We start from the raw sequence: 13461 nt of genomic DNA on the forward strand, positions 1-13461 counted from the left end.
AACGACCGCCCTTGTTTTCAGCAAGGACGGTCGCGCTACAAATGGGTTGTCAAAGCAATGGATTCTTAAATCAAATGATCCAGCATATCCGGGCCAAACACTTCACGATGCAGATGCTCCGTCGGCACACCCTTCTCAACGAGATCCGCCCATTGTGCCTGCATGAATGGCAACGGACCGCACATATAAACCTGCGTTTTTTTCACATCCCATTGCGGCAGTTTTTTCAATTCCATTCTTCCTGCCAGGCTGGTTTCATCATCGTGCTCGGCTTCTTCATAAAAAGTCACGCTATGCAGATTCGGCATGCTTGCCACGGCCTTTGCGATATCGGCGCGATGCGGATGATGGTGTGCATTACGCGCGGCATGGGCAAAAATGACACGGCGCCGCGGTGCTACTTTGGCAATCCGGTTCAACGCTGAAATCATCGGCGTGATGCCAACACCGGCAGACAGCAAAACGATAGGATCTTCGCCATCGGTATCCGGCGTAAAGTCACCGGCCGGCATGCTGACAGGAAGGATGCTGCCCACAACCACATTGTCATGCAGCCAGTTCGACACCATCCCGGCCGGCGTTTCCTCACCGGCCACTTCGCGCTTGACCGAGATGCGCAGATGTTGATGATCCGGCGATTCCGACAAGCTGTATTGACGCAACTGACGCAAACCGTCGGGCAGGAATATAGCGACACTCACATACTGGCCAGGCTGGAATTCCGGCAATTGCTTGTCTACTGCCACCATGGAATAGGAAGTAACCTGTGCGCTTTCCTTTTCCACTGCCACCACACGCATATTGAACAAATCACCCGGCTGTACGTCGGCGGCCTGATACAAACGGTTTTCTTCATCGATCAATGCCTGCGCCAGCAAGCCGTAAGCCTCTGCCCACGCGGCAATCAGGGCTGGCGTTGCGGCATCGCCCAGCACCTGCTTGATTGCGGCCAGCAAATGCTCACCGACGATAGGGTAATGCGCAGCCGTAACACCCAGCGAAACATGTTTGTGAACGATGCGCGAGATCACCGGCGTCAACGCAGCCTGGTTGTCGATGTTGGCCGCATAGGCGAACACAGCCGATGCCAGCGACTGCTGCTGGGAGCCGTTGGCCTGATTGCCGGCATTGAAAACATGATGCAACTGCGGATGCGATTCAAACAGATTCTTGTAAAACACCTGCGTAATGGCAAGACCATGTTCACGCAGAACCGGAACACTGGCATCGATATACGGACGGGATTCAGCAGATAACATTCACACTCCTATGTTGTACTTAAAATACTACTTATAAACTTAAAAAAAGGACCTTGCGGTCCTATCATTCACACGAATCGCACTACGGCAGTCAAACTACAGGTTGACACGATCCATCAAAAAAACCTTGTGCATATTGCCGATGTGCTCGCCGACATTGCCGTTCACGATATCGGCCAGCGTGTACAGGTTCATCGTGTCGTAAAAAGCTTCAATACCGACTTTCAATGCATCACGCAACAGGCAATCGCTAGACAGGCGGCAACCGATGCGTTCGCAATCAACCATTTCGGTATCGCCTTCCAGCATGCGCAAGACATCGCCTATATGCAGCTTGTCCACATCCATCGCCAGCCGTATGCCGCCATTGCGCCCACGTACCGCATCGATGCAACCCATCTTCGCCAGAGCGCCGACGACCTTGACCAGATGATTATGCGGCACGTCGAACTGCATTGCCACTTCAGCAACCGTCACGGCCGGGCTGCGCGCTTCCCGCGCCAAATACATCAGCACACGCAATCCAATATCAGAAAATCGGGTTAATTTCATCAGCCAGGGCACTCCAGTGCGAACATTCTATTAAATATGCATTTAAAAAGCAACTTATTCCATCACTCATTTAGTGATGGAAAAATAGCAAGTACGGCAATCACCACCGTCACACATTAAACAGGCATTGAAAATTTCAAATGCTAGAATGTGGAAACTATCCGTATCAGGGGACACATCATGCTGTTAGGTTTTATCGGGCTCTTCATCGTTTACGCATTGTCGCATTACTGGATTACGCTGAACAAGCGCGATTTCTTCTCGACCGTGCTGGTAATCGTATTGCCTTTTGTAGGCGTTTATTACCTGGGCTGGATGGCGCTGCTGTATTGCCTGCTTGCCGCCTACCTTGGCACCAAGGCCGGATTGAAAAAACTGCATCGCACCCGCGCTGTGCGCGTCTCGTTTTACGATAAAGACGAAGAAGAACAGAAATAACACAGTCGGCAAGACGGCCTATTTCGGTCCGCCTTGCCGCTCACTTTTCCGCTCGGCCTCACCACGCATACTTGCCTGCACCATGTGCTCCGGTTTCATACAGCCGGCATCTGTCGTCATCAAATAACACCGCAACTACATAAGCAACCGGCGTGCCATGAAGATCAAGCATGGCGCACATCGCCATATCTCAGCACGTCCCGCATCAGAGAATTTATATCCAGCGCCAGAAAAGATAGGCAACAACACACCAGAGCAGCACCACAATAACAGCGCCGATATAACTTTTTGGCTTGCGGCTTTGCCGGCCCATCCAGTCGTTTGCCTGCTCCCTGCACGCAGCAAGCACATGCGGCGGCAACAAGCGCACGGCAAGCCAGATCAGCGCCGGCAGCAACAGCATGTCGTCTACATAACCGAGTATCGGTACAAAATCCGGCACCAGATCGATCGGACTCAAGGCATACAGCACGGCCAGCACGCAAATAACTTTTGCCAGCAGCGGCGTATCCGGATGTTTGCGTGCAAACCACAGCACCATCACATCACGCTTGATGCGCCTGGCCCACGTTCTTATCGTTTCCTTCATTGCGCCTCTATCAGATGCGGAAAAAAATTGTGCAAGGCTGGAATGCTTATAATGATTCCAGGCTTTTTGTGTGACAGTATGCGGAATCCATTTTACTTGTCTTCATTTCACCTGCCCTTGCCTGCCAATACAGAATAACTCAAGAGAAAATTGCATCATGCCCGTTTCACTCGATCGCTTGCTGGTAGTTGGTATTTCCTCGCGTGCGCTGTTCGACCTGGAAGTGGAAGAAGCCATTTTCCGTACCCAGGGTCTGGAAGCGTATCGCCAGCATCAACTCGACAATGAAAATGAAATTCTCAAACTCGGCGCCGGTTTCGCGCTGGTGCGCGCACTGCTCAAGCTCAATGCATTGACACCGGATCAACGCCTGGTCGAAGTCGTCATCATGTCGCGCAACTCGACGGAAACATCGATGCGCATTTTTAATTCAATCAAGCATTACGATCTCGATATCACGCGTGCCGTGCTGTCAGGCGGCGCTTCGCTGGCACCCTACCTGCAGGCATTCAATGTCAGCCTGTTTTTATCCCTGCATGAAGACGACGTGCAGGCCGCCGTCAATTCCAATGTCGCCGCTGCACTGTTGTATCAGAAACCTGCGAATGCGCTGGAAGAACTGGATCAGATACGGATTGCATTCGATGGCGATGCCGTGATTTTTTCTGACGAATCGGAACTGATCTATCAAACCCAGGGTATCGAGGCCTTCGAGAATCACGAACGCGAAAATGCCTTGAAGCCGCTGCCGGAAGGGCCATTCGCACGCTTGCTGAAAGCCCTGTCCTTCATCCAGAACAGCTTCAGAAATGCGCAGGGCAGCACCATCGCTACGCCACCGATACGCACCGCCTTGGTCACTGCGCGTTCGTCGCCGGCACACGAACGTGTCATCCGCACCCTGCGCGCATGGGATGTAACGATAGACGAAACTTTTTTCATGGGCGGCGTGGCAAAGTCCGATGTGCTCGCTGCATTCAAGCCGCATATGTTTTTTGACGATCAGGCCGGCCATTGCGATCGCGCCTCACCGCTGGTGCAAACCGGCCGCGTGCCTTTGCGCGGCGAAGTCAGAAACAGCAAGAATAACTGAGCAGGCGGCAATAAAAAAAGCCGCCCGTTATCACTAACGGGCGGCTTTTTTATTGACGGACGATCTAGCGATCCGCTACCGCATCCGCCACACACAATGCCGTCATGTTGACTATGCGACGCACGGTTGCCGATGGCGTCAGAATATGCACCGGTTTGTCGCAACCGAGCAGTATCGGACCAATTGCCACGCCGTTGCCGACTGTCGTTTTCAGCAGATTGTAGGCAATATTGGCGGAATCGATGTTCGGGAATACCAGCAGATTGGCATCACCTTTCAAGGTCGAATCCGGCATCGCTTTTTTCAATGCTGTCGCACTCATTGCAAGGTCACCGTGCATTTCGCCATCGATCTCCAGATCGGGAGCGCGCTCTCTGACCAGTTGCAGCACCTTGCGCATTTTTTGCGCCGATTCACTATTGCTTGAACCGAAATTGGAATGTGACAGCAAGGCAGCGCGCGGCGGCAAACCGAAACGGCGCATTTCCTCCGCTGCCAATATCGTGATCTCGGCCAATTGCTCGGCGCTCGGATTTTCGTTGACGTGCGTATCTACCAGGAACAACTGACGATCCGACATAATCAAGCAATTCATCGCCGCATACGAGTTGACACCGGCACGCTTGCCCAGCACCTGTTCGACATACTTGAGATGCAGATCTGTGGTGCCGAAAGTGCCGCATATCATGCCGTCCGCGTATTTCTTGTGGATAGCCATTGCACCGATCAGGGTATGACGACGACGCATTTCCAGCTTCGCGTACTGCTCGGTCACGCCTTTGCGCAAGGTCATCTGCAAATAGGTCTGCCAGAAATCGCGGTAACGATCATCGTGCTCCGGATTGATGATGGTGAAATCGACATCCGGCTTGATGCGCAAACCAAAACGCTCGATGCGTTGCGCCAATACGGCGGGACGACCGATCAGAATCGGTCTTGCAAGCTTTTCGTCGACCACAACCTGCACTGCACGCAATACACGCTCTTCTTCTGCTTCGGCATAAACGATGCGCTTCAAATCCGGCGGTGTCGATTTCGCAATCTGGAAGATAGGCTTCATGAAGGTGCCGCTGCGATAAACGAATTGCTGCAATTTATCCGCGTAGGCTTCCATGTCCTTGATCGGACGGGCAGCCACACCGCATTCTTCCGCCGCCTTCGCCACTGCCATTGCGATCTTGATCATCAGACGCGGATCGAAAGGCATGGGAATGATGTAATCAGGCCCGAAGCTCAGATTATTGATGCCGTAAGTGGTGGCAACGATATCGGATTGCTCGGCTTGCGCCAGTTGCGCAATCGCATGCACGGCAGCGATTTCCATTTCACGCGTAATCGTGGTCGCACCGCAATCCAGCGCGCCACGGAAGATGTAAGGAAAGCACAGGACGTTGTTGACCTGATTCGGATAGTCGGAACGCCCGGTCGCAATCACGGCATCGCTACGCACTGCACGCACTTCTTCCGGCAGAATTTCAGGGGTCGGATTGGCCAGCGCCAGAATCAGCGGTCGGTCGGCCATCGCAGCCACCATATCGGGTTTCAATACCCCGCCGCCGGAAACGCCGAGAAAAACATCGGCGCCGCCGATCACATCGGCCAGCTTGCGCGCATCGGTTTTTTGCGCAAATCTTTCCTTCGCCGGATCCATCAATTCGACACGGCCCTGATACACAACGCCGGCCAGATCGGTAACAAAAATATTTTCCAGCGGAAAACCGAGATCAACGAGCAAATCCAGGCAGGCCAGCGCCGCAGCTCCCGCACCCGACACGACCAGCTTGGTATTGCTTATCGTTTTTCCGACGACTTTCAATCCATTCAGGATCGCGGCAGCGACAATGATCGCCGTACCATGCTGATCGTCATGGAAGACCGGAATTTTCATCCGATCGCGCAAGGTGCGCTCAATGTAGAAACATTCCGGCGCCTTGATGTCTTCCAGATTGATGCCGCCGAAAGTCGGTTCCAGCGACGCAATGATGTCGCACAATTTATCGGGATCAGTTTCGTTGATTTCGATATCAAATACATCGATACCGGCAAATTTCTTGAACAGTACGCCTTTGCCTTCCATCACCGGCTTGGCGGCCAGGGGGCCGATATTGCCCAGGCCCAGGACTGCAGTACCGTTGGTGATGACTGCCACCAGGTTGCCGCGCGAGGTGTAGCGATAGGAATCAGCCGGATTGGCAGCAATTTCTTCGCAGGCAACCGCTACGCCCGGCGTATATGCCAGAGCCAGGTCGCGCTGATTGGTAACTTGCTTGGTGGGAGTGACGCTGATTTTCCCCGGAGTGGGAAACTCGTGATATTCCAGTGCTGCTTGACGTAACTGAAGGCGAAGTTCTTCTTTCTTGTCGATGTTCGAATCCATACTAGGCTGCCGTCCTTTTTAAGCGTAGGAAAGCATTTCATTCTAGCAGAGCCGCAATGCCTGATTTTTATTTTTATACGTGTTTCTACTTATTCTTGCGACTCAATATTCAAACCGGACAAAGACAAAACTATCAACCCAACATTTTCAATTAATTTTACATATAAATATATATCCCCATGAATCAACAGGGGATAACAGGGCACCGACGATGGCGCAAAAAATCTCAGATACAAGGAATCAAAACTCATGTATGCGTACGGCCATCTCGCTCTGCCACATCCAGAAGCACAAAGAACGCTGGTAAAAATATTTGAAATTGCCATCAAAGACAAAACCTGCGAGTACAGCAAGATGCATTCAAAGTCCCGCCATCCTGCAATTGAAGAAGGTAATATGGCAACTGTGACTGAATGTGATGAGCAATCGATGCATCCAAAGTACTCGCACGCCAACGCACGCTGGAAATGGCCGCCAAACGTTTTGCCGCCTTGAACAGACGGCAGCACGCCAGCAGCTATTGCGCCGTGCCGGCTGCTGTGCAAGCGTAAAAAACAGGATTCACCTGTACTCACCACAACTCATTCACAATGATCAATTAAGGAATTATCATGAACACGTATCAATGCATCGTTTGCGGTTTTATCTACGACGAAGCGGCAGGCATGCCGGAAGACGGCATCGCACCCGGCACAAAATGGGATGACGTACCCGCCGACTGGGAATGCCCTGAGTGCGGTGTTGCCAAAGTCGATTTTGAAATGGTGCAGATTTAAAATAACGATTCTAAATAATGATTCCAGGCGTAATTTGATAGCGCTTGCAGTGACTGCACATCGCAGTACTGCAAGCGGACATGCCGTGCCGGAAAATTCCGGCACGGCATTTTGACATTAAGGATGTACATGAAACCCATCATCATTATCGGAGCCGGACTCGCCGGTTACACGGTCGCACGCGAGTTTCGCAAACTGGACAAAACGACGCCGCTGATCATGATCACGGAAGACAGCGGCGGCTTTTACTCGAAGCCGATGCTGTCGAATGCATTTGCGCAAGGCAAGGGTGCACAGCAACTGATCACGCACAGTGCAACGCAGATGGCCGAGCAACTGAATGCCACGCTGATGACCGGTACCCGCGTCAACGGCATTGATGCAACGGCCAAAACGGTGGACACCAGCGGCGGTGCATTCGAGTTTGAAAAACTGGTGCTCGCGGTGGGCGCGCAAACGATACAACTGGGCCTGAAGGGAGATGCTGCTGATCAGGTGCTGTCGGTCAATCACATCGATGATTACGCTGCATTTCGCGAACGCATCAATGCACCGAACAATGCGACCCCGGTACGCATCACCATCCTCGGCGCCGGTTTGATCGGCTGCGAATTTGCCGACGACCTGGCTGGATCCGGACACGCCATCACGCTGATAGATCCAAGTACGCGACCGCTGGCAGCACTGGCGGCCCCCGCCTTGTCGGAAGGCTTGCAAGCCGCGCTGATCGCACGCGGCGTCACCTTCCATCTGGGCACAGTGGCAGAAACCGTCACCCATGCAGGTACCGACTTGCGTGTGAATCTGGCCGATGGCAACACGGTCACAACCGATATCGTGCTGTCCGCCGTCGGCCTGCGACCAGACCTGCGTCTGGCACATGCGGCGCAACTCAAAACCGGCCGCGGCATCATCATCGATCGCACCGGACAAACCAGTGCCGCAGACATCTACGCCTTGGGCGACTGTGCTGAATACACGTGGCCAGCTGACGGCAGCACGCGCATCCTGCCCTACATCGCTCCTATCATGACGGCCGGGCGCGCCATTGCCCGCACACTAAGCGGCGAACGCACCGAAATCGATTTGAAACCGGCGCCGGTCCTGATCAAAACGCCAAGCTATCCGCTGGCATTGATTCCGCCATTGCCGCAAGTCGCGGCCACCGGAAACTGGATAGGAGAAACGACGGAAACCGGCCGCAGAATCTGCCGTTTTTACGATGCCGACGGTGTAATGGCGGGCTTCGGCGTATCGCCGCATGACAATGCGATTCGTCAGGAACTGCTCGCTGCACTGGGGCAACCAGCCAGCGCCAAGGTGGACGAAACCGCCAGCTGATACGGCGCAATACGCCAGACTTTAACGCCCCATCCACTAGATGAAATGCAGCACCATTTTCAAGCATAAGAACAACGAATAAGAGCTGCGTTTCATCTACTCTGCACTTGCATATCCGGTCAAATTGCATAGTCTGCAAAGACCGGTACTTCCTTCTGTACAATTGCTGCATGTTGTCCGAATTCGATTTGATCGCACGTTATTTCGTGCGTCACGCTCACCCCAAAAACCGCGCCCTGCTCGGCATCGGAGACGATTGCGCGCTGCTGCTGCAGCAGGAAGACATGCAAACCGCAATTTCAACCGACATGCTGGTCGAAGGACGGCATTTTTTCGCCGACGCCGACCCTTATCAGCTCGGCCATAAATCGCTGGCCGTGAACCTGTCCGATCTGGCAGCAATGGGGGCGGAACCGCAGGCATTCACACTGGCTTTTTCCCTGCCGCGTGCCGACGAGCAATGGCTGGAGCAATTCTCTGCCGGCCTGTTTGCGCTGGCAGATGCACATAATTGCGAATTGATAGGTGGCGACACAACCAAAGGCCCACTGAATATCTGCATCACCGTTTTCGGCCATACCCCGATCGGCCAGGCATTGCGCCGCGATACGGCGCAAATCGGCGACGATATCTGGGTTTCGGGCACGCTAGGCGACGCACGATTGGCACTGGGCGCCTTGCGCGGCGAATACACGCTGGATGCCGCCGAACTGGAAGTCGCTTGCGTGCGCCTGCATGCACCGCAGCCGCGGGTTGCGCTGGGCCTGGCTTTGCGCGGGATTGCACATTCTGCACTCGATGTATCCGACGGCTTGATCGGCGATCTCGGCCATATCCTGAAAAGTTCCGGCGTCGGCGCCACGTTGCAGGTCGATACTTTTCCGGCCGGTGCCGTGCTGCAGAAACAGTCACTGGAAATGCGCCGTCGTTTTGTACTGGCTGGCGGCGATGACTATGAATTGTGTTTCAGCGCACCGGTATCCCGCCGCGATGCCGTGCTCGGTGCCGCCTTGTCGGCCGCGACGCCGGTTACACGCATCGGCACAATCGAAGCCGAACTCGGCACACGCCTGATCGACGGCGACGGCAAACCCCTCGCCTTGCAACTCGCTTCATTCGACCATTTCGCCTGACATGAGCTCACCTTCCACGCAGCATCCAGCCATCCCCGTCAAATCCAACTCCGGCTTCATGCTGTCACACCCCGCGCACATGATCGCGCAGGGATTCGGCAGCGGCCTGTCGAAAATCATGCCCGGCACTTTCGGCACGCTGTTCGGCTGGCTGTCGTTCTATGTGCTGAGCCTGCGCTGGCCGGAATTCTTCAGCCCTTTCAACTGGCTGGCAATCATCGTCGCCGGTTTTTTTGTCGGCGTCTGGGCTTGCGCCAAAACCGGCCGCGATCTCGGTGTTGCCGATCATGGCAGCATGGTGTGGGATGAAGTCATCGCCTTCTGGCTGGTGCTGCTATTCATCACGCCGGCAGATGTGTGGACGCAGTTTTACGCCTTCCTCATCTTCCGTTTCTTCGACATGGTCAAACCGCCGCCCATCGCCTACTTCGACCGGCGTTTCAAGGGCGGCATGGGTGTGATGTTCGACGATATCGTGGCCGCATTTTTTACGCTGCTGGTATTCGCCATCTGGCGCTCGTTCTAGGCAGGAAAGAAAGCATGCAGAACATTCTGGAATTGGCAGAACGCGTAGGTCGCCGTTTGCAGGAACGCAGCTTGCTGCTGGCAACCACCGAATCCTGCACCGGCGGCGGCGTGGCGCAGGCGATTACAGAAATCGCCGGATCATCGGCATGGTTTGAGTGCGGCTTCGTCACTTATTCAAACGAATCCAAAATGAATTTATTGAAAGTGCCGGAAACCCTGCTGGCACGACACGGCGCGGTCAGCAGGGAAACCGCCGCTGCAATGTGCCAGGGCGCGCTTGCCAACAGCAAGGCCACCGTGGCGCTTTCCACCACCGGCATCGCCGGACCGGACGGCGGAACACAGGACAAACCGGTCGGATTAGTGTGTTTCGGCTGGGCGCAGGGTGAGCAGCTACACGTCGATCAAATGATATTCGATGGCGATCGCCATGCAGTACGCGAGCAAAGTGTCGCGCATGCATTGCAGGGCTTGCTGGATTTTCTCGATACTACGCAGTGACATTCAAGTTCGCACCTTGAAGGTCGGGCGGGATCAAGCGCAAAAACGATTGATCGCGTCTCTGGTTTCCAGCGCAACCTGACGTGCGGCTTGCGCAAAACTCTCATCCGATTTGGCATACAGAATGGCGCGCGATGAATTGATCATCATGCCGGTACCGTTCGCCGTGCGTCCGGCTTCCACCGTCGCCTTGATATCGCCACCCTGTGCACCGATGCCGGGAATCAGCAAAGGCATGTCGCCGACGATCGCGCGCACTTGCGCCAGCTCGTTCGGGAAGGTTGCACCGACCACCAACGCGCATTGCCCATTGGTATTCCACTTGTCCGCCACCAGATGCGCCACATGCTGATACAAAGGCTTCCCTCCCACATCCAGAAACTGCAAATCGGAGCCGCCTGCATTGGAAGTACGGCACAACACGATCACGCCTTTATCCTGCCGTTCCAGATAAGGCTGTACCGAATCAAAACCCATATAGGGATTGACCGTCACGGCATCAGCACCATAACGCTCGAATGCTTCACGTGCATATTGTTCGGCCGTTGCACCGATATCGCCGCGCTTGGCATCCAGCACAACAGGAATATGCGGATAACGTTCGCGCAGGTATGTGCAGATTTCTTCCAGCTGATCTTCCGCACGCAAGGCGGCGAAATAGGCGATCTGCGGCTTGAACGAACAGGCAGTATCCGCCGTTGCATCGATGATTGCCTTGCAAAAATCAAGGATGGCATCAGGCTTGCCCTGCAAATGTGCAGGGAATTTGGCCGGATCGGGATCCAGGCCTATGCAAAGTTGCGAGTTTTGCGTCCGCCATGCAGCAGACAGTTTATCGATGAAGGTCACAGCGGTTTCTCTCGTTTTCAGGCAGACCGTATTGTAACGCGTCATGATATTGTTCCGGCATGACATCACTTTCACGCAAAGACTGGGTTTTACTCGTCCTTTTGACGCTATGCTGGGGCATCAACTGGCCCATCATGAAAATCGCGGTACAGAATTTTCCGCCTATCGCATTCCGTACGCTATGCATCGCCGGCTCCATTCCCGTTATATGGGCGGCCGCCCGCATGCAGCGCACATCCCTCAAAATTTCGCGCGACGATCTGGGAACCATTTTTACGCTGGCGATTCCGAATCTGATGATCTGGAATATCTTCATGATCGTCGGTGTAAAAATGCTGTCGTCCGGACGCGCGGCCATCCTGGGTTACACGATGCCGGTGTGGGCAATACTGTCCGGCCTGATTTTTTTCCGCGACCGGATCAGCCGCCTTGGCTGGTGCGGCATAGGCTTTGCATTCAGTGGCGCACTGTTGCTGCTATCGAGTGAATTCGCCACACTGGCCGGTCAGCCTATGGGTAGCATGGTGATGCTGGTCGCTGCCGCAGCCTGGGGTTACGGCACGGTATTGATGAAACGCACGCAAATAAAAATTCCGACGATTACACTGACATTCTGGATGCTGGTGCTGACGGCAATATGCATGACCGTGGTATCGGCTTTGGTTGAATATCGTTACTGGCGTCTGCCTACGTCCGGCGAAGCGGTAGCAATAGCGTATAACGCCCTCATGATCTTCGGTTTCGGCCAGGTGACCTGGTTTACGCTCGCGCGCAAGCTGCCGCCGCTGGCATCGAGTTTGTCGGTCATGATGATCCCGGTACTCGGCGTTTTTTCCGGCGCCTGGGTGTTACATGAAACACCGCACTGGCAGGATTACGCAGCGATGTTGCTGATACTGGCGGCAATGGGCACGGTACTATTGAAACCGCGTACCGGCGCCATCAAATAGGCGCGGCACACAAACTGCGCAAACAGGATTCTTATTCACGGAGAAATGAAATGACGACATTACTGAAATGGCTGGCGATTGCCGCATTTGCTTCCATGCTGAGCGCATGCGGCTATAACGACTTCCAGGCGAAAGATGAAGCGACCAAGGCCGCGTGGGGCGAAGTCGTCAATCAGTATCAGCGCCGTGCCGACCTGATTCCGAATCTGGTGAATACGGTCAAGGGTTATGCCTCGCATGAACGCGAAACTCTGGAAGCCGTGACCAAGGCGCGTGCCGCTGCCACCAGCTTCCAGATCACGCCGGAAGTATTGAATGATCCGCAAGCCTTCAGCAAATTCCAGCAAGTACAGGGCGAACTGTCGTCGGCACTGTCGCGCCTGATGGCAATTTCCGAAAACTATCCGCAACTGAAAGCCGACACCAGCTTCCGCGACTTGCAGTCGCAACTGGAAGGCACGGAAAATCGCATTACGGTTGCACGCCAGCGCTACATCGCTGCCGTACAGGAATACAACGTGCTCGCGCGCAGCTTCCCGACCAACATCACGGCAAAAATTTTCAGTTATCCGGTGAAACCATCATTCACGGTAGAAAATGAAAAAGCGATCTCGGCGCCGCCTGCCGTCAACTTCGGCAAGTAATTTCAAACGATGAAAATCTTCCGTCATCTGCTGGTATGCACGCTCGCATTTTTTTGCGTGCTGGCCAGCGCACAGAATCTGGTCGCAGTGCCGCCGCTCAAGGAGCGCGTCACCGACCTGGCCGGCATGCTGAATGCCGGCCAGCGGACTACGCTGGAAAATGTATTGGCGGATTACGAAACGCGCACCGGTAGCCAGATCGCCGTGTTGCTGATCAACAGCACCGAACCGGAAACCATAGAGCAATACAGCATACGCGTGGCCGATGCATGGAAACTGGGCCGCAAAGGCGTGGACGACGGCGTAATCCTGCTGATCGCAAAAAACAATTCCGCCGCCTCCGGCCGCATGCGCATAGAAACCGGACGCGGTGTGCAGGGCGTGCTGACCGACGCACAATCGAAGCGCGTATTGCAGGATGTCATTGCACC

General features: G+C 54.4%; 15 protein-coding genes. 10 read left to right on the forward strand and 5 right to left on the reverse strand.

The window, feature by feature from the left end:
• Window positions 1-65: 65 nt before the first annotated feature.
• Both hmpA and ABWP27_RS09395 read right to left on the reverse strand, forming a co-directional pair.
• Window positions 66-1259 carry an NO-inducible flavohemoprotein gene (gene hmpA, locus ABWP27_RS09390; protein ID WP_353155933.1) on the reverse strand — a complete coding sequence of 398 codons (1194 nt, stop codon included), beginning with the start codon at window positions 1257-1259 and terminating at the stop codon, window positions 66-68.
• 96 nt (window positions 1260-1355) lie between these two features.
• Entirely contained in the window at window positions 1356-1811 is a 456-nt protein-coding gene (locus ABWP27_RS09395; protein WP_353155935.1) for an RrF2 family transcriptional regulator, read from the reverse strand.
• A 180-nt stretch (window positions 1812-1991) separates the two neighbouring features.
• On the opposite strand from ABWP27_RS09395, the gene ABWP27_RS09400 reads away from it, so the two are divergent.
• A complete protein-coding gene (locus tag ABWP27_RS09400) occupies window positions 1992-2249 on the forward strand; it encodes a hypothetical protein (protein ID WP_353155937.1) in 258 nt (85 codons plus the stop codon).
• A 214-nt stretch (window positions 2250-2463) separates the two neighbouring features.
• On the opposite strand, the gene ABWP27_RS09405 is transcribed toward ABWP27_RS09400, so the two are convergent.
• Entirely contained in the window at window positions 2464-2838 is a 375-nt protein-coding gene (locus ABWP27_RS09405; protein ID WP_353155938.1) for a YkvA family protein, read from the reverse strand.
• Window positions 2839-2995: 157 nt separating this feature from the next.
• Here ABWP27_RS09405 and ABWP27_RS09410 point away from each other — a divergent pair, with 157 nt between their 5' ends.
• Window positions 2996-3931: a 5'-nucleotidase gene (locus tag ABWP27_RS09410; protein ID WP_353155939.1), complete on the forward strand. Its 936-nt coding sequence runs from the start codon at window positions 2996-2998 to the stop codon at window positions 3929-3931.
• A 64-nt stretch (window positions 3932-3995) separates the two neighbouring features.
• Here the strand turns inward: ABWP27_RS09410 and ABWP27_RS09415 are convergent, their stop codons facing one another.
• The gene (locus ABWP27_RS09415; RefSeq protein ID WP_353155940.1) at window positions 3996-6308 is read right to left on the reverse strand and encodes an NADP-dependent malic enzyme; all 2313 of its coding nucleotides are present in this window, start codon (window positions 6306-6308) and stop codon (window positions 3996-3998) included.
• Window positions 6309-6919: 611 nt separating this feature from the next.
• Between ABWP27_RS09415 and ABWP27_RS09420 the strand changes: the two genes are divergently transcribed.
• The 5 genes from ABWP27_RS09420 (at window position 6920) to ABWP27_RS09440 (ending at window position 10587) form a co-directional block, all read left to right on the forward strand.
• A complete protein-coding gene (locus tag ABWP27_RS09420; protein WP_353155942.1) occupies window positions 6920-7084 on the forward strand; it encodes a rubredoxin in 165 nt (54 codons plus the stop codon).
• 129 nt (window positions 7085-7213) lie between these two features.
• Window positions 7214-8425 (forward strand): NAD(P)/FAD-dependent oxidoreductase, encoded by a 1212-nt coding sequence (locus tag ABWP27_RS09425; protein WP_353155944.1) that lies wholly within the window; start codon window positions 7214-7216, stop codon window positions 8423-8425.
• A gap of 170 nt (window positions 8426-8595) precedes the next feature.
• Window positions 8596-9558: a thiamine-phosphate kinase gene (thiL, locus tag ABWP27_RS09430; RefSeq protein WP_353155946.1), complete on the forward strand. Its 963-nt coding sequence runs from the start codon at window positions 8596-8598 to the stop codon at window positions 9556-9558.
• 1 nt (window position 9559) lies between these two features.
• A complete protein-coding gene (locus ABWP27_RS09435) occupies window positions 9560-10084 on the forward strand; it encodes a phosphatidylglycerophosphatase A family protein (RefSeq protein WP_353155948.1) in 525 nt (174 codons plus the stop codon).
• A 14-nt stretch (window positions 10085-10098) separates the two neighbouring features.
• Window positions 10099-10587 carry a CinA family protein gene (locus ABWP27_RS09440; RefSeq protein WP_353155950.1) on the forward strand — a complete coding sequence of 163 codons (489 nt, stop codon included), beginning with the start codon at window positions 10099-10101 and terminating at the stop codon, window positions 10585-10587.
• Window positions 10588-10620: 33 nt separating this feature from the next.
• Here the strand turns inward: ABWP27_RS09440 and pyrF are convergent, their stop codons facing one another.
• Entirely contained in the window at window positions 10621-11436 is an 816-nt protein-coding gene (gene pyrF, locus ABWP27_RS09445; RefSeq protein ID WP_353155956.1) for an orotidine-5'-phosphate decarboxylase, read from the reverse strand.
• A 59-nt stretch (window positions 11437-11495) separates the two neighbouring features.
• On the opposite strand from pyrF, the gene ABWP27_RS09450 reads away from it, so the two are divergent.
• The 3 genes from ABWP27_RS09450 to ABWP27_RS09460 all read left to right on the forward strand — a co-directional run.
• A complete protein-coding gene (locus ABWP27_RS09450) occupies window positions 11496-12386 on the forward strand; it encodes a DMT family transporter (protein WP_353155951.1) in 891 nt (296 codons plus the stop codon).
• 50 nt (window positions 12387-12436) lie between these two features.
• Window positions 12437-13030 carry a LemA family protein gene (locus tag ABWP27_RS09455; protein ID WP_353155953.1) on the forward strand — a complete coding sequence of 198 codons (594 nt, stop codon included), beginning with the start codon at window positions 12437-12439 and terminating at the stop codon, window positions 13028-13030.
• Window positions 13031-13039: 9 nt separating this feature from the next.
• The coding region (locus tag ABWP27_RS09460) for a TPM domain-containing protein (RefSeq protein ID WP_353155955.1) at window positions 13040-13461 on the forward strand (422 nt) is incomplete at its 3' end.

Source organism: Herminiimonas fonticola (genome assembly GCF_040395855.1).
Lineage (GTDB): Bacteria > Pseudomonadota > Gammaproteobacteria > Burkholderiales > Burkholderiaceae_D > Oxalicibacterium > Oxalicibacterium fonticola_A.